Genomic DNA, 16,093 nt, shown 5'->3' on the forward strand with positions numbered 1-16,093 from the left:
GGGCGGGGGCCGCGCCTAGCGAGGCAGGACGCCGAGCGCCCGAGTCAGGGCAGGATGCCCTGATCGAGGGATAAGCGGCCCCCGCCCGCCGGACCGCTGCCCCTCCGAAGCTCGAACGCCTAAATGCCTCTCTCCTCAGGCGAGAGATAGACCAAGAAAAAGCCGGGCAATGCCCGGCTTCTTCATGGACACAGCAATGGCGAGGGCTTTCAGCCCTCGACCACGCTCTGCGCCGCTTCGACCACGTGGTCGGCGGTGAAGCCGAAGTACGGGAACAGCTTCTCCGCCGGCGCCGACTCGCCGAAGCTGGTCATGCCCACGATGGTGCCGTCCAGGCCCACGTACTTGAACCAGAAGTCGGTCGAGGCCGCTTCCACCGCCACGCGGGCGCGGATCGAGCGCGGCAGCACCGACTCCCGGTAGGCCTCGTCCTGGCGGTCGAACACGTTGGTGCACGGCATCGACACCAGGCGCGTCGGGATGCCCGCGGCCTGCAGCTTCTCGCGCGCTTCCGAGGCGATGCCCACTTCCGAACCGGTGGCGATCAGGATCACCTTGGCGGTGCCGCCCTCGGCCTCGGCCAGCACGTAGCCGCCGCGGTAGATGCCCTCGATCTCGGCCTTGCCGCGCGGCTGGGGCTTCAGATTCTGGCGGCTGAAGATCAGGCAGCTCGGGCCATCCTGACGGGCGAGCGCCGCCTTCCAGCAGGCCGCCGTCTCGGCCGCATCGCACGGACGCCACACATCGTTGTGCGGAATCAGACGCAGGCTGGCCAGATGTTCGACCGGCTGGTGCGTCGGGCCGTCCTCGCCCAGGCCGATCGAATCGTGCGTGTAGACGTGCAGCACATGGCTGCGCATCAGCGCACTCATGCGCAGCGCGTTGCGCGCGTAGTCGCTGAAGGTCAGGAAGGTCGCATCGAACGGAATGAACCCGCCGTGCTGGGCGATGCCGTTGGCGATGGCCGACATGCCGAACTCACGCACACCGTAGTGCACATAGTTGGCGTCCGGGTCGTCGCCGACGGCGGTCTTGGCGTTCTTCCACAGGGTCAGGTTGGACGGCGCCAGGTCGGCCGAACCGCCGACGATTTCCGGCAGCAGGCCGGTGTAGAACTCGATCGCCTGCTGCGAGGCCTTGCGCGAGGCGATCTCGGGCATGTCGGCCTGGACCTTGGCGATGTAGGCATCGGCCTTGGCCAGGAAGTCGTCCGGCAGCTTGGCGTGCGAGCGGCGTGCCAGCTCGGCGGCCTGGTCGGGGTACTGCTTGGCGTACTTGTCGAACAGCTGCTCCCACTCGGCCTGGCGCAGGCTGCCCGTACCGGTGGCACGCCAGCCGTCGTAGATCTCCTTGGGGATCTCGAAGGCCGGGTAAGGCCAGTCCAGCGCCTTGCGCGTGGCCTCCACCTCCTCCTTGCCCAGCGCCGAGCCGTGGCTGGACTCCTTGCCGGCCTTGTTCGGCGAGCCGAAGCCGATCGTGGTCTTGCACGCGATCAGGGTCGGCTTGTCGGTGACCTCCAGCGCCTCGTCGATGGCGGCCTTGATGGCGTCGGCGTCCTGGCCGTCGATCGGGCCGATGGTGTGCCAGCCGTAGGCGCGGAAGCGCGCCGGGGTGTCGTCGGTGAACCAGCCGTCGGTCTCGCCGTCGATGGAGATGTGGTTGTCATCCCAGAAGGCGACCAGCTTGCCCAGGCCCAGCGTGCCGGCCAGCGAGGCGGCCTCGTGCGAGATGCCTTCCATCATGCAGCCATCGCCCATGAACACCCAGGTGCGGTGGTCCACGACCTGGTACTCGGGGCGGTTGTAGTGCTGGGCCAGCAGCTTCTCGGCCAGGGCGAAGCCGACCGCGTTGGCGAAGCCCTGCCCCAGCGGACCGGTGGTGGTCTCGATGCCGGGGGTGATGTGGCTTTCCGGGTGGCCCGGGGTCTTGGAGTGCAGCTGGCGGAAGTTCTTCAGCTCTTCGATCGGCAGGTCGTAGCCGGTCAGGTGCAGCAGCGCGTACTGCAGCATCGAGCCGTGGCCGTTGGATAGCACGAAGCGGTCGCGGTTGAACCACTTGGGGTTGTTGGGGTTGTGGCGCAGGTAGTCGTTCCACAACACCTCGGCGATGTCGGCCATGCCCATGGGCATGCCCGGATGGCCGGAATTGGCGGCCTGCACCGCATCGGCGGCGAGGAAACGGATGGCGTTGGCGAGCTGACGGCGGGTCGGAGCGGACATGTCAGGGACTGGGGCGAAAGCGGCGCGTGAGGCACCAGGGACGCCTATTGTCCCATGAGGCACGGTTCGGAACGAGTGAGGCGGGGAGCGCAGCGGAGTGAGAAGCGAGTGAAAGCCCGGTCCGGGCGGCCTCCCAGCCTTAACGCATGCGTTCGGCCTCAATCCTCGCCTTTCCAGGCGGCGGCGCCTCTGCGCCAGCCGGCCCGCTTCGTTCACGCCTCTGCGCTCACTCCTCGCCCTTGGCCACCAGCGTGGCCAGCACCAGGTCGCCGGTCGTATTGAGCGTGGTCCGGCACATGTCCAGGAAGCGGTCCACGCCCAGGATGATGCCGATGCCTTCCGGCGGCACGCCGACCATGCCGCAGATCAGCGCCACTACCGGCAGCGAGCCGGCCGGCACGCCGGCGGTGCCGACCCCGCCCAGGATGCAGACGAACATCACCGTCAGCTGCTGCAGCAGGGTCAGCTCGACGCCGAAGAACTGCGCCAGGAACAGCACGGTGACGCCCTCGAACAGCGCCGTGCCGTTCTGGTTGGCGGTGGCGCCCACGGTCAGTACGAAGCGCGAGACCTTGCGCGGCAGCCGCAGGTTGTCCTCGGCCACGCGCAGCGAGGTTGGCAGGGTCGCGTTGGACGAGGCGGTGGAGAAGGACAGCACCATGACCTCGCGCACCGCGCCGAACCACTTCACCGGCGACCAGCCGGCCCACTTCAACAGCGCCGAATACACCACGAACATGTGGATCGCCAGCGCCAGCACCACCACGCCGACATACGCCCCCAGCCGGATCAGCAGCTCCCAGCCGAACAGCGCGGCCAGGTTGAACATGAAACAGAACACCGCGTAAGGCGCCAGCCGGATCACCAGGGTGATCAGGGTCATGGAGATCTCGAACAGGCCCTCGACCGCGTTGCGGAACGCATCGGTCTTGTCGCTGCGGGTCAGCACCACGCCCACCCCGACCATCAGCGCGAAGAACATCACGCCCATGAAATTGCCGCCCGCCGCCGCGGTGACCACGTTGGCCGGCACCAGCGAGAGCAGCATGCCGGCCCCGCCCGGCGCCTCCTTGCCCTTGCTGATGATCGAGTCGGCGCGCTCGGCGCCGGCCGCCAGCATCTGCTGGGCGGTGGCCGGGTCGGTGCCGGCGCCCGGCTTGAGCAGGTTGACCAGCACCAGGCCCAGCACTACCGCGATCCCCGACGCCAGCACCGTGAAGCCCAGCGTGCGCCAGCCGATGCGCCCCAGCGCGCGCACGTCGCCCATTTCCGAGATGCCCACCACCAGCGCCGAGAACAGCAGCGGCAGCACCAGCATGAAGATCAGGTTGAGGAACAGCTTGCCCGCCGGGTCGGTCACCGCGGTGACCTGCTTCACCCAGCCGGCGTCCGCGCCGACGGTGGCGTGCACGATCAGGCCCAGCGTCAGGCCGAGCACGAAGCCGATCATCATCTTCCAATGCAAGGGCAGCTTGGACTTGCCGGAAGCAGCGTCGGTCATGCGTGGAATCCTGGGGTTCGAGGGCAAACGGCCACTCTAGCAAGGCCCCGCGCCCGCCTGCGACGGCAGGGAAAGAGAATGACCGAACTGACAGCCAGGCCGTGCCTGGCCGTACGACCCGCTCAGCGCCGCGGATAAAGCGGCGCCAGCGCCTCGCCCTGCACGCTAGGGCCCGCCGGCACGCGCCAGGTCGGCCCGCTGGCGAAGGCCTGACGCAGCAGCGCACGCGCCTGGGCGCCATCGCCGTCGGCCCAGCGTGCGCGGCGCAGCGCCTCGATCGCCTGCCGCTGCGCCGGATCGGCCAATTGGGCGGAGACCGCGTCCAGATCCCGCGCCGGCGGCGCGGCCATGCCGATCAGGATCTCGCCGACTTCGTCCAGCGTGCCGGTGTCCAGCGCGCGGCGCAGGTCCGGCAGGCCGTTGCGCGCCCGCGACGCCGGGGCCGCCGTGACTGCGCCCGCCGCGCGGGCCGGCGCCGACGCGGGCGCACGCCGCGGCCGGCGCAGGAACCACACCAGCGTGCCCAGCCACAGCAGGCCGAACGCCGCGGTCAGCGCGATCCACGGCCACAGGGGGCCTGCCATCGATTCGACACCGACGGCCGTGGCCGGCAGCGCGCCGTCGCTGGGCGCCTGCGGCGCGGCGACCTCCGCGGCCGGCGCGGGCGCGGGCAAGGTCGCGTTGGCGAAGCTGCCAGACCCGGCGGCGACCTCCAGCTGCATGTCCGGCAGCGCCGCGGTCCTGGCCGCATCGGCCTTGACGTCCCACCAGTCCAGCTTGATGCCGGGCAGCGTCAGCCGGCCGGCGCCATTGGGCACGATCGAATAGCGCCGGGTGATCTTCACCACAGGCGTGGCGCCGTCGAAGCTGTCCTCGTACTGCGCCGGCTCGGCGAACACCTGCGCGCCGTCCACGTTCGGCGTGGGCAGGTCCGGCAGTTGCGCACGGGTGGCGCCGCGCGCCACCGCCTCGACCACGAAGCTGCTGGCCTGGCCGGCCTTGAGCTCGCGCGGCGCGCTGGCATAGCGCAGGCGCAGGTCGGCCAGCGGCAGCCACGGCTGCGGGGCGTTGGCCGGCTGCGGCTGCACGTGCAGGGTCAGGGCCTGACCGAACGCGCTCAGCTCGCTGCGCTGTCCCATACCCAGCATGCTGTCGAAGAAGCCGCCACCGCCGGCGGCGCGGCCGATGAAGCGCGCGGCCGGCAGCTGCAGGTCGCCGCTGCGGTCGGGCACCAGCAGGAAGTGGCGTTCGACCACGTTGTAGCGACGCCCGTTGACCTCGCGCGTGGACTGCACGTCCTCTCCTACTCGCTGCAGCGAGGTGCCCTGCGGCGCATCGAGGTCCAGTTGCCCGGAGACCAGCGGCACCGCGTAGAACAGGCGCAGGGTCACGCCGACGGTCTGCTGCACGTAAGGCGTGGGGTCGTCGACCTGGGTCTCGACATAGGCGTTGCTGCTGCCGGGCTGGGCGACGGGCGCATCGGTCACGCGCAGGCCCAGCGCGGGCGTGCGCTGGCCGTTGACCTCCAGCGCCGGCACGGTCAGCTCACCGGTGCGACGCGGCTGCAGGGTGATGGCCAGCACGACCGAGCGCGAGATGCGGCCGTTGACCATCTGCATCTGGCGGCTGGAGGAGGTGTCGACCACTGAGAAGTCGCGCTGCAGCGGGCTCAGGTCGGGCTGACCGATGTCCTGGTCGCTTTCGATGCTCAGCACCACCGGCTGGCCCATCGCCGTGCGCGAGCGGTCAAGCCAGGCGCGCGTCTGCGCCAGCGCGGGCAGCGTCCAGGCCAGCAGGACCAGCGCCAGCCATACGGTCCCGACGAACCGCGAGGCCGCGCGCCTGCGCTGCGGCGATGTGGAGGCGGCCGGCTGCATCATTGTCCTTCCCTCTGGCGACGCTGGTACTCGAGCTGGAACTTGGCGCGCAGCAGGCCCCCCGGATCGTCCGGCACGCGGCGCAGCCAGGCTTCGGTGGCCTGGCGCTGCTCGCGCTCGGCCGCGGTTTCCGGCTTGGCCTGGGTCGGCTCCGGCTGCGCGCCCTGGCCGGCCTGCTGCTGCATGGCCTGCTGCATGCGTTCGCGCTGGGCCGCGTCGGCGGCCTGCTGCTCGCGCTGCTGTTCGGAGGCCGACTTGGGCGGCTCGGACTTGGCGTCGCCGGAGGAGTTCTTTGCGCCCTTGTCCGCGTCCTGCTTGTCCTGCTGCTTGCCCTGCTGCTGCTTGTCTTGCTGCTGCGAGTCCTGCTGATCCTGGCCCGGCTTGTCGTCCTGCTTGCCGCCGGACGACTGCTGCTGGCCAGACTTCTGCTCAGGGGGCTGCTTGCCCTGGTCGCCGCCCTGCCCGCCCTGACCACCGGCCGGCGGCTGCCGCTTGCGCGCGGCCTCGACCGCGGCGCGGTTGGCGATGGCGTCTTCCATCCCCGGCTGGCGCTGCAGCGCCTTGTCGTAGGCGGCGATCGCCTCGTCGTACTTGCCCTGCTTGGCCAGTGCGTTGCCGAGGTTGTACAGGCCGTCGGCCGAGGCCAGGCCGGCGAAGTCCTTGGTGGCCGCGGCGTAGTCGCCGCCGCGGTAGGCCTTGGCACCCTGCTCGATGCGGTCCTGGGCCTGCTGATCGGCGCGCTTCCACCAGTCCATCGCCTGCGCGGGCTGGGCCATCGGCAGCACCACGCACAGCGCCAGCGCGGCCAGCACGCCACCGCGACGGAACGCCAGCAGCACCAGCAGCATCAGCGCCGGCAGCAGCCAGTAGCCCTGATCCAGCCAGGCGCTGCCCTTTTCGCCGCGGGCGGCGCTGGCGTCTTCGGCCTGCGGATCGAGCACGCCCAGCGCGCGCAGGTCGGCATCGTCGGTGCGCAGCACCTCAAAGCGCCCGCCGCCGGCCGTCGCCAGCCGCTGCAGCGAGGCCGCATCCAGCTGGGCGCGGCCGAACTGGCCATCGGCCTGACGATAGGCCGCCCCCGCCGGCGTTCCCAGGCCCAGCACCGAGACGCTGAAGCCGGCGTCGCGGGCGCGCTTGGCGGCGCTGTCGGCGGCCGGATCGGCGTGATCGGTCAGCAGCAGGATCTGGCCGCGGTCGAACCCGGCGCGCTGCAGCAGCTCTTCGGACCAGAGGATCGCCCGACGCGCATCGCTGCCGTCCACCGGCATGATCGCCGGGTCCAGCGCGTCCAGGAACAGCGCCACGTTGGCTGCATCGTCGGTCAGCGGCGCTACGGTGAACGGCTCGCCCGCGTAGGCGACCAGCGCGACCTGACCGCCGACGCGTTCGCGCAGCAGCGTGGCCAGCTTGGCGCGCGCCTGCAGCAGGCGCGAGGGCGGCAGGTCGTTGGCGGCGATCGAGCCCGACAGGTCCAGCGCCACCACCAGCGGCGCACGGGTCTGCCACAGCGGCTGTTCGCTGCGCTGCCAGCTCGGGCCGGCCAGGGCCAGCGTCGCCAGCACCCAGGCCAGCACGATGCCGACCAAACCGAGCACCTGCGCGCGGCCGCCGCCGACCTGCATATGCACCAGCAGATGCTGATCGACCAGGCCGCGCCACGCGTTGGCGCGCTGCTGGCGTCGCCGCCACAACCACCACAGGCCAGGCAGCGCGATCAGGGCCAGCAGCCACCACGGCCGCAGGAAATGAAAATCCGCCATGACCTGCACCAACGCACTCATGCCCGCAGCCCTCGCCAAGCCAGCGCCAGCACGCCCAGACCCAGCGCGAACGCCAGCGGCACCGGATAGCGCTCGATGCGCGGCTGCACCGCGCGACCCGGGCGCGAGATCGGCTCGATCTTGTCCAACTCCGAATAGATGCCGGCCAGCTCCTGCGTGTCGCGGGCGCGGAAGAAGCGCCCGCCGGTGGCCTGGGCGATGCGGCGCAGGCCGTCCTCGTCGATATCGTCCTGCCCCTGCATGCCCAGGCGCATGCCGAACACCGACAGTCCCCCACCGCCGCCGAAGGCGATGGTGTGGATGCGCACGCCTTCGCGCGCGGCCAGTTCGGCCGCCTTGTCCGGATCCAGCGCGCCGGCATTGCTGACGCCGTCGGTGAGCAGGATCAGCACGCGCTGGCCCTTGGGCTGGGCGGCCAGGCGCTTGACCGCCAGGCCGATGGCGTCGCCGATCGCCGTCTCGCGCCCGGCCAGCCCGCTGACCGTGTCGCGCAGCTGATCGCGCACCGAATCGCGATCCAGCGTCAGCGGCGCCACCGCATAGGCGCGGTTGCCGAACACCAGCAGGCCGACGCGGTCGCCCACGCGGCGGTCGAGGAAGTCGGCCAGCACCGCCTTGGCCGCGGTGAGCCGGTCGACCGGGGTGCCGCCCAGCTCCATGTCGGTCTCGCGCATGCTGCCGGACAGGTCGACGGCCAGCATCAGATCGCGCCCGGTCTGCGGCGGCGTGACCGCCTCGCCCAGCTGCTGCGGCCGCGCGGCCGCAGCGCACAGCAGCAGCCAGGCAAGCGCGGCCAGCCAGTTGATGCCGAACCGCCGCGCGGTGGCCGCGCTGACGGCGATGCCGTCCAGCGCGTCCCCATAAGGCACGCGCAGCGCCGGCGACTGGCTGCGCACCGCCGGGAGCAGCCAGGTCACCAGCCACGGCAGCGGCAGCGCCAGCCACATCCACGGCCAGGCGAAGCCGCCGAAGAGCAGCCTGACATCGTGCATCCACTGCGCCAGGAGGCTCATCGCCGGCCCTCCATCAGCTGCACGAAGCGTGCAGCCGCCAGTGAGCGCAGCGCCTGCATCTGCCGCGGATCCACGCGCGGGCGATAGCCACCGTCGAGCAGCAACGCACCCACATCTTTGCTGAAGGCATGTCCCTTCGGACCATCCAGGAACTGCAGCCAGGCCGCGCCCTGCAAACGATCGGCGCGCGGATCGACCCGGCGCGCGGCCCGGCGCAGCAGCTGCGAGGCGGCCGCGACCTGCTCCGGCGGCGGCAGCGCGCTGGAGCACTCGGCTTCGAACAGCCGCAGCCAGCGCGCACGACGCCGGCGACGCCGCGCGCGCCACAGCAGCGGCACCGCCACCAGCACCGCGACGGCCAGCAGCACCAGCCACCAGCCGGGCGCCGGAGGCCACCAGGCCGGCGCCGGCGGCACGTGCACATCGCGCAGCACCAGGGGCGCGGGCGCGCTCATGCGGTCGCCGGAGCGGTGGCGCGCGCCAGCAGCGACAGCCACGCGTCGCTGGGCGCGTCGGCGCGCAGCGCCATGGCACGTACGCCGCGGGTGGGCAGCAGCGCCAGCGCGGCATGCAGGGGCTGGACGAATTCCCGGCCCCAGCGCTGGCGCTGCGCGGTATTGGCCAAGTCCAGTTCGACCCGATGCTCGCCGCTCTGGAACGGCAGCGACGCCCGCGGCGGCGCCTGCTCCAGCGCATCGGTCATCAGCAGCACGATGACTTCGCAGCGCGCCGCCAGCGACGGCCAGCGCAGCTCGGGGATCTGCGCCACGCTGCGCGGATCGGCCAGCACCACCAGCCGCGAGCCGGGGCGCAGCACGCGCTGGGCGTGCTCCAGGGCCACGGCCAGGCCCTGGTCGTCGTCCGGCGGCTGCGCATACCAGCGGGTCAGCGCGTCAAGCGTGCGCAGCGCCCCGCGCGTGCCCGAGGCCGGCGGCAGGGACGGCTCGCGCCCCGCCCCGCGCAGGACCGCCACGCGATCGCCGTCGGCCACCGCGGCCCAGGCCGCCAACGCGCCGGCGCGCGCGGCCTGCACCGACTTGAAGCGCACGCGCGTGCCGAAGTACAGCGTCGGCGCGGTATCGGCCACGATCAGGGTCAGCCGCTCGCGTTCGGCCTGGAACAGCTTGGTGTGCGGCTTGCCGCTGCGCGCGGTCAGGCGCCAGTCGATATGACGCGCGTCGTCGCCGGCGACGTACTCGCGCGACTCGGCGTACTCCATGCCGCGCCCACGCAGCGGCGAGGCGGCCGGGCCGCTGAGACGGTGGCTGCCGCGACGCGCGGCCGGGCGCCGCTGCGCCAGCGCACGCAGCTGCACCAGTTCGGTCAGCGTGGCGCGCAGGCCGTCGTTGACCGCAGCGGGATCCGGATCGGCGTGCGAGGTGGGAACCGCGCTCATGACGGCGGCACCTGCCAATGCGGGCGCGCCGAAGGCATGCGACGCAGCGCGCCTGCAAGCTTGGTTCGACGATGAGGGATCATCGCGTAGCTCGCCTGTTCCGGCCCACGACTCAAGGCAGGGGCACGCGTTCGATCAGGGCTTCGACCAGCCGACCGCCGTCCCAGCCTTCGGCCGTGGCCTCATAGCTGGGCAGCACACGATGGCGCAGCACGTCGCCGGCCACGGCCCGCACGTCCTCGGGTGTGACGAAGTCGCGCCCGGCCAGCCAGGCATGCGCACGCGCGCAGCGCTCCAGCGCGATCGAACCGCGCGGGCTGGCGCCCCAGGCGATGCGTCGTCCCAAGGCGGCGTCATAGCGCGCGGCATCGCGCGAGGCCAGCACCAGTTCGATCAGATAGCGCTCCAGCGCCGGCGCCATGTGCAGGTCCAACACTTCGCGCCGCGCCGCGAACACGTCCTCCAGCGGCATCTGCTGCAGCGGCTCGGCCACCGGCGCCAGCGCATCGCGGGCGCGCTCGCGCGCCAGGCGCAGGATCTCCGACTCGGCCGCCGCTTCGGGATAGCCGATCTTCACGTGCATCAGGAAGCGGTCCAGCTGCGCCTCGGGCAGCGGGAAGGTCCCCTCCTGCTCGATCGGGTTCTGCGTGGCCATGACCAGGAACAGCGATGGCAGCGGATAGGTGTGCCGGCCCACCGTGACCTGGCGTTCGCCCATGGCCTCCAGCAGCGCCGACTGCACCTTGGCCGGCGCGCGGTTGATCTCGTCGGCCAGCAGGATCGGATGGAAGATCGGCCCGGCCTGGAACTCGAAGCGCCCATCCTGCGGCCTCCATACCTCGGTCCCGGTCAGATCGGCCGGCAGCAGGTCGGGCGTGAACTGCACGCGCGCGAAGCCGGCTTCCATGCGCGCCGCCAGCGCACGCACCGCCATGGTCTTGGCCAGGCCGGGCGCGCCTTCGACCAGCAGATGGCCGTCGGCCAACAGCGCGATCAACAACCGGTCCACCAGCAACTGCTGTCCCACGATAGTCGCCGACAGCGAGCTGCGCAGCGCCATAAAGGCCTCGCGCAGGCGGCCATCGGGCGCGGGCGCGACGGGAGGCGCGGGTGGCTGGAGGTTCTGGGACTGTTCCATTACGGGCTCTCATGGTGGAGATCAGGCGCGTCGTTTCGACCGGGCCTCATCGAAAGGGTTCCGCGTCCCACCTTACCTTGGGCCTCGCGTTCAGCGAAGCGCCATCATCGGCTGGGCGGCGCAGCTGCCGTCCCCACTTGTGAGTGCGCACAAGACACCAACGCGAAAACGGGGCCGATCGGCCCCGTTTTCCTCTTCACTTGGTCCGCGATTACTGGCGGACCGCGATCACCTTCGGCGTCACGAAGATCAGCAGTTCGGCCTTGTTCTTTTCCTTGCCCTGCTTCTTGAACAGGTTGCCCAGGAAGGGGATGTCGGCCAGGAACGGAACCTTTGAGACCGAGGTCTGGTCAGTGAACTCATACACGCCGCCGATCACCACGGTCTGCCCATCTTCGACAAGCACGGCAGTATTGATCTCGCGCCGGTTGAGGGTCGGCACGGTGCCATAGCCGGCCAGCGTGATGTACTCGGCCACGTCGTCCTTCTTGACGAACATATTTAGGAAGATGCGTCCGTCATGTGTGATGGTCGGCGTGACCTTCAACTCCAGCAGCGCTTCCTTGAACTGCACATTGGGCGTGGCCGCCGTACCGGCGGTACCACCGGTGATCGTGACATAGCCGATTTCCGTACCCTGCTTGATGTCGCCTTCGCGCTGGTTGGCCGTGATGATGCGCGGATTGGACACCACCTCGCCGCGCCCTTCTTCTTGAAGCGCGGAAAGTTCCAGATCCAAGTTGAAATTGGCGCCCAGTAGTGTGTAAGCGATGCTGGAAGGGGTGCCGTTGGTAAACGTTCCAGCGGGCATATTTACATTTAGGCCAGCTGGCAATACACGCTTGTCACCATTTGCGATATTCACCACGTCGGTGATGTTCCCGCCGATAATTTGGGTGCGGTCTCCTGTTCGCGTGCCCGAGACGCCAAAGCGCGCGCCCAGATCTCGGGCAAATGTATCGGTGGCCACCACGATACGCGCCTCAATCAGCACCTGATCTACGGGTCGGTCGATCACCGCGATCAACTCGCGCATCGAGGCGACCTTCTTCGGGATGTCGCTAATCATCAGGGTATTGGTGCGTTCGTCGGCGACCAGACGACCGCGAGAGGAGAGGAAGCCATTCTCTTGGCTGCTCTGGCCGCCACCACCGCTCTGACCACCTATTCCCTTCGCCTCGGTCAGCGCCTTATAGATCTCAGTGGCGCTGTGGTAGTTGATCTGCACGTAGTCGGTGATCAGATCCTCGCGATTCTCGATCGCGATACGCGCGTCTTCCTTATCCTGCTCGAACTTGGCCAGCTCGGGCTGCGGCGCCACCCAGACCACGTTGCCGTCGCGGCGCTTGTCCAGACCCTTGGCGCGCAGGACGATATCCAGCGCTTGATCCCACGGCACATTGACCAGGCGCAGGGTCACGCTGCCCTGGACGGTGTCGGAGGCGACGATGTTGAGGTTGGACTCCTCGGCGATCAGCTGCAGGACGGTGCGCACCGGCACGTCCTGGAAGTTGAAGGTCACCGGCTTGCCCACATACGGCTTGACCCCGCCAGCGGCCAGCTGCGAGGCGCCGGTGCCCTGAGCCGCGGCGCCCATCGCGGGCTTGCCGGACTTCTGGCTGATTTCGACCACGTACTGGTCTTCGGTCTGGTAGGCCAGCGACTCCACGGTCCCGCGGGTGTCGAGCACCAGCTGCGCGCCCTTGCCCGAGGCATGCGCGTCGATGCGCTGCACCGGCGTGGCGAAATCGGTGACATTCATCGGCCTCTGCAGGGAGGCCGGCAGAGTGACGTTGGCCATGTCGATGATGACCTTGCCGTTGTCGGTGCGCAGATCCGGCACCGCGCCCTTGCGGTCGAACTTGAGGATCAGGCGCCCGGCGCCGTCCTCGCTGCGACGGAAGTCGACGTCGGACACCTGGACCGGCGCGGCCTGGGCGGCGCCGGCCGGCGCCGCGGCGGCCGCCAGCACGGGCGCGCTGCCCGAGGCGAGCGCGATCGCCAGCACCAGTGCACCCCACCGGTGGGCGGCCAGTCGCCGCAGGGGACGCAGGCCATGAGCGTTGGAAGCGGTCATCGTGTATCCCCTAATCATTGGTCTAGCGTCACGGCCGCCGGACGCTCCAGCCAGCCACCGGCGCCGTCAGACACCAGTTCTACGAGGTTGATGCGGTCGGGCTGGACATCGGTGATGCGCCCATCGTTCTGCCCCAGGTAGGCACCGGGCGAGACGCGATAGGTCACCTTGTCCGGCGCCATCACCAGCCCGACGATGTTCGAACCGCTGCCGATGGTGCCGACCATCTTCAGGCTGTCCAGCGGGTACTGCTCCAGCGTTTCCTTGCGCCGGTTCGGATCCGGTCGCAGGCCGCTGCCGGCATCGGACGTCGTCCAGGCGGTGCTGAACGGATCGCGCAGGTTCTGAGCCGCGTACTCGAAGGTCTCGAACTGCTGCATCACCGGCAGCGGCTCCAGCGGCGGCGCCGGACGGGCGCGCACGTCGTTGACCCAGTTCTGCAGATTCGGCGCATCGCCGGGCGTACTGGTAATGCTGCGCGAGCAGCCGACCAGGGCCAACAGGGCCAGGCCTGCGAGCAGGAGACGGGAACGAGCGGAAGGGATCCGGGTCATGGCGTGGCCCCAGCAGGTTGCGTGCCAGCCGCCGCAGCAGCCTTCTCCTGCGCGGCGGTCTCTTCCTCGTCGAGGTAGCGATAGGTCTTGACCGTACCGGACAGCTCGAGATTGCCGTTGGCGATGCCCTGCTTGGGATCCACCGGCTGCAGGGAGATGTCGTGCATGGTCAGGATGACCACGCGCGGCAGCGACGCCACGCCGCTGACGAAGGCGCCGAACTGGTGATAGCTACCCACCATGCGCAAGGCGATCGGCTTCTCGGCGTAGAACTCCTTCTGCGATTCCTCACCGGGCTGGAACAGCTCGTTGGTCAGTCCGCTGGACAGCGCGGTCTGCGAAATGTCGACGATCAGGTCGGGCATCTCGGTCTTGCTGGGTAGCTGGCGCAGCATCTGCTGCAGCACCTGCTCCATCTGCGCCAGCTGCTGCTTGAGCGGCTGCAGATTGGCGGCGCGGCCGGCCTTCTGCTCGAACTCCGAGCGCAGGGTGGTCTCTTGACTCTCCAGCCCTTCCAGTTCCTCGGCCTGCCCGCGGAACACGAGCAGATAGGCCAGGATCAGCACCAGGGCACCTAGCAGCACGCAGAACCCGATCTTGTAGTTCCGCGGCCAGCCGCCGATGTTGTTGAAGTCCAGCTCGCTGATCTTGATCTTCTTCTGGCTCATGACGCCGGGCTCCCTTGGGTCTGCGGCGGCGTGGTGGCCTGCGGCGGCTGACTGGTCGCCGGCGTCGCGGCACCGGCAGGAGCGGCGGCGGGCGCGGTCGCCGGATCAGCCGCGGGCGCGGTGCCGGGATCGGCCGGATTCGCCAGTTCGACCTTGAGGCTGAACATGTAAGGCAGCGCCCGTCCGACCACCGAGATGGGCGCGCTCTGGCCCTGGCCCTCGGCGGCCTTGGCCTCGATCACCGACAGGTCCGGCTTGGTCATCCAGCCCGAGCCTTCGAGGTTGCGCATGTAGGTACTGACCCGCGCATTGGACTGCGAGCGCCCCTGCAGCGTGAGGACATTGCCCTCCTGCTTGATGCTGGTCAGCACCACGCCGTCGGGAATGGTGCGCACCAGCGAGTCGAACAGGTGCACCATCTGCGAGCGGTTGGCCTGCAGCTCCTCGATGACCTTCTTGCGGGCCAGCAGGCGGTCTTTCTGCTTGTCCAGCGCATTGATCTCGGTGATCTGCGCGTCGACCTTGGCGATCTCGCCCTGCAGGAAGGCGTTTCGTTCGTTCTGGCCGTCGATCTGGCCGTTGTAGTAGAACCAGATGAAGAGCGCCAGCAGCACCGAGATGGCCGCGGCCACGCCCAGCATGCCGTAGAACTCTTTCTGGCGTTGCGCGCGGCGCTCGGCGCGCCACGGGAGCAAGTTGATCTTTGCCATCAGTCGAAGCTCCGCAGCGCCAGGCCGGTGGCGATCATCAACGCCGGCGCGTCTTGGGCCAGCGCATGCGCCTGCACCTTCGGACCCAGCGTCATCTGCGCCAGCGGATTGGCCACGATGGTCGGCACGCCGAGCTGCTCCTCGACCATTTCGGGCAGGCCGGCCAGGGCGGCGCAGCCGCCGGCCAGCACGATCTGGTCGACGCGGTTGAATTCGCTGCCGGCATAGAAGAACTGCAGCAGGCGGCTGACCTGCTGGACCGTGGCTTCCTTGAACGGCTCGAGCACTTCGATCTCGTAGCTTTCCGGCAGGCCGCCCTGGCGCTTGGCCATGCCGGCTTCCTCGTAGGTGAGCCCGTAGCGGCGCATCACCTCGTCGGTCAGCTGCTTGCCGCCGAAGACCTGCTCGCGGCTGTAGAGGCTGCGGCCGCTGCGGATGACGTTGAGCGTGGTCATGGTGGCGCCGATGTCCACCAGCGCGACCACGCCGTCATGCGGGACCGGCAGCTCGCCCGCCAGCAGGGCGAAGGCGTTCTCGACCGCGAAGGCCTCCACGTCCATCACCTTGGCGGTCAGCCCGCCCAGCTCAAGCGCGGACTGGCGCAGCTCGACGTTCTCCGAACGCGAGGCGGCCAGCAGGACCTGGACCATCTCCGGGTTGCCGGGCATGGGGCCCAGGACCTCGAAGTCCAGATTCACTTCCTCGATCGGATACGGGATGTAGTTGACCGCCTCGAGCTCGATCTGGGCTTCCAGGTCGTCCTCGTCCAGATCGGCGGGCATGGGAATGATCTTGGTGATCACCGCCGAACCGGCCACGGCCGCGGCGGCGTTCTTGACCTTGGTGCCGGCGCGGGTCACGGCGCGGCGGATCGCCTCGCCCACCGCCTCGACCTCGACGATGTTCTTTTCGACCACCGCGTTGGGAGGCAGCGGCTCGACGGCGTAATGCTCGACGCGGAAGCGGTTTCCCACGCGCGTGAGCTGGAGCAGCTTGACCGCAGTCGAGCTGATATCCACGCCGAGCAGCGCAGATTGGCTTTTTGGGATGAGCCCCACGGTGTATCCCCTTCCGACCGGAAAACCACAACGGGCTAGTTCAGCCAGCCCTCACATTAGTAATGAATTTTTTACAACTTGCAAGGACCACAAGGCCTCCC

13 protein-coding genes are annotated in these 16,093 nt (G+C 69.5%); all 13 read right to left on the reverse strand.

Annotated features, from left to right (window positions below):
* Positions 1-209: 209 nt before the first annotated feature.
* Complete coding sequence (gene tkt, locus WFQ05_RS20265) at positions 210-2,219, reverse strand: transketolase (RefSeq protein WP_337055164.1); 2,010 nt, start codon at positions 2,217-2,219, stop codon at positions 210-212.
* A gap of 226 nt (positions 2,220-2,445) precedes the next feature.
* Complete coding sequence (locus tag WFQ05_RS20270; RefSeq protein ID WP_130524880.1) at positions 2,446-3,720, reverse strand: dicarboxylate/amino acid:cation symporter; 1,275 nt, start codon at positions 3,718-3,720, stop codon at positions 2,446-2,448.
* A gap of 122 nt (positions 3,721-3,842) precedes the next feature.
* Entirely contained in the window at positions 3,843-5,597 is a 1,755-nt protein-coding gene (locus WFQ05_RS20275; protein ID WP_337055165.1) for a BatD family protein, read from the reverse strand.
* Entirely contained in the window at positions 5,597-7,378 is a 1,782-nt protein-coding gene (locus tag WFQ05_RS20280; RefSeq protein WP_337055166.1) for a VWA domain-containing protein, read from the reverse strand. Before WFQ05_RS20280 ends, WFQ05_RS20275 begins: the two co-directional genes overlap by 1 nt.
* Positions 7,375-8,391 carry a VWA domain-containing protein gene (locus tag WFQ05_RS20285; protein ID WP_130517389.1) on the reverse strand — a complete coding sequence of 339 codons (1,017 nt, stop codon included), beginning with the start codon at positions 8,389-8,391 and terminating at the stop codon, positions 7,375-7,377. Before WFQ05_RS20285 ends, WFQ05_RS20280 begins: the two co-directional genes overlap by 4 nt.
* Positions 8,388-8,846 carry a DUF4381 family protein gene (locus tag WFQ05_RS20290; RefSeq protein ID WP_337055167.1) on the reverse strand — a complete coding sequence of 153 codons (459 nt, stop codon included), beginning with the start codon at positions 8,844-8,846 and terminating at the stop codon, positions 8,388-8,390. The genes WFQ05_RS20285 and WFQ05_RS20290 overlap by 4 nt, the downstream gene beginning before the upstream one ends.
* A complete protein-coding gene (locus WFQ05_RS20295) occupies positions 8,843-9,787 on the reverse strand; it encodes a DUF58 domain-containing protein (RefSeq protein ID WP_337055168.1) in 945 nt (314 codons plus the stop codon). Before WFQ05_RS20295 ends, WFQ05_RS20290 begins: the two co-directional genes overlap by 4 nt.
* Positions 9,788-9,899: 112 nt before the next feature.
* Complete coding sequence (locus WFQ05_RS20300; RefSeq protein ID WP_130528522.1) at positions 9,900-10,925, reverse strand: MoxR family ATPase; 1,026 nt, start codon at positions 10,923-10,925, stop codon at positions 9,900-9,902.
* 211 nt (positions 10,926-11,136) lie between these two features.
* Positions 11,137-13,002: a type IV pilus secretin PilQ family protein gene (locus WFQ05_RS20305; RefSeq protein ID WP_337055169.1), complete on the reverse strand. Its 1,866-nt coding sequence runs from the start codon at positions 13,000-13,002 to the stop codon at positions 11,137-11,139.
* Positions 13,003-13,016: 14 nt separating this feature from the next.
* Positions 13,017-13,556: a pilus assembly protein PilP gene (locus WFQ05_RS20310; protein ID WP_337055170.1), complete on the reverse strand. Its 540-nt coding sequence runs from the start codon at positions 13,554-13,556 to the stop codon at positions 13,017-13,019.
* Entirely contained in the window at positions 13,553-14,224 is a 672-nt protein-coding gene (locus WFQ05_RS20315) for a type 4a pilus biogenesis protein PilO (RefSeq protein ID WP_130517377.1), read from the reverse strand. Before WFQ05_RS20315 ends, WFQ05_RS20310 begins: the two co-directional genes overlap by 4 nt.
* The gene (locus WFQ05_RS20320; protein ID WP_130528518.1) at positions 14,221-14,934 is read right to left on the reverse strand and encodes a PilN domain-containing protein; all 714 of its coding nucleotides are present in this window, start codon (positions 14,932-14,934) and stop codon (positions 14,221-14,223) included. Before WFQ05_RS20320 ends, WFQ05_RS20315 begins: the two co-directional genes overlap by 4 nt.
* On the reverse strand, positions 14,934-15,992 hold the full coding sequence (locus tag WFQ05_RS20325; RefSeq protein ID WP_130524892.1) for a pilus assembly protein PilM: 1,059 nt from the start codon (positions 15,990-15,992) through the stop codon (positions 14,934-14,936). Before WFQ05_RS20325 ends, WFQ05_RS20320 begins: the two co-directional genes overlap by 1 nt.
* Positions 15,993-16,093 lie beyond the last annotated feature (101 nt).

It is taken from the genome of Pseudoxanthomonas sp. USHLN014, assembly GCF_037153335.1.
Classification (GTDB): domain Bacteria; phylum Pseudomonadota; class Gammaproteobacteria; order Xanthomonadales; family Xanthomonadaceae; genus Pseudoxanthomonas_A; species Pseudoxanthomonas_A winnipegensis.

Bases quoted from the DNA above. Each gene is read 5' to 3' on its own strand.
- tkt (WP_337055164.1), bottom strand. From the start codon at position 2,219: ATGTCCGCTCCGACCCGCCGTCAGCTCGCCAACGCCATCCGTTTCCTC.
- WFQ05_RS20285 (WP_130517389.1), bottom strand. From the start codon at position 8,391: ATGAGCCTCCTGGCGCAGTGGATGCACGATGTCAGGCTGCTCTTCGGC.
- WFQ05_RS20270 (WP_130524880.1), bottom strand. From the start codon at position 3,720: ATGACCGACGCTGCTTCCGGCAAGTCCAAGCTGCCCTTGCATTGGAAG.
- WFQ05_RS20315 (WP_130517377.1), bottom strand. From the start codon at position 14,224: ATGAGCCAGAAGAAGATCAAGATCAGCGAGCTGGACTTCAACAACATC.
- WFQ05_RS20295 (WP_337055168.1), bottom strand. From the start codon at position 9,787: ATGAGCGCGGTTCCCACCTCGCACGCCGATCCGGATCCCGCTGCGGTC.
- WFQ05_RS20305 (WP_337055169.1), bottom strand. From the start codon at position 13,002: ATGACCGCTTCCAACGCTCATGGCCTGCGTCCCCTGCGGCGACTGGCC.
- WFQ05_RS20320 (WP_130528518.1), bottom strand. From the start codon at position 14,934: ATGGCAAAGATCAACTTGCTCCCGTGGCGCGCCGAGCGCCGCGCGCAA.
- WFQ05_RS20290 (WP_337055167.1), bottom strand. From the start codon at position 8,846: ATGAGCGCGCCCGCGCCCCTGGTGCTGCGCGATGTGCACGTGCCGCCG.
- WFQ05_RS20310 (WP_337055170.1), bottom strand. From the start codon at position 13,556: ATGACCCGGATCCCTTCCGCTCGTTCCCGTCTCCTGCTCGCAGGCCTG.
- WFQ05_RS20275 (WP_337055165.1), bottom strand. From the start codon at position 5,597: ATGCAGCCGGCCGCCTCCACATCGCCGCAGCGCAGGCGCGCGGCCTCG.
- WFQ05_RS20300 (WP_130528522.1), bottom strand. From the start codon at position 10,925: ATGGAACAGTCCCAGAACCTCCAGCCACCCGCGCCTCCCGTCGCGCCC.
- WFQ05_RS20280 (WP_337055166.1), bottom strand. From the start codon at position 7,378: ATGAGTGCGTTGGTGCAGGTCATGGCGGATTTTCATTTCCTGCGGCCG.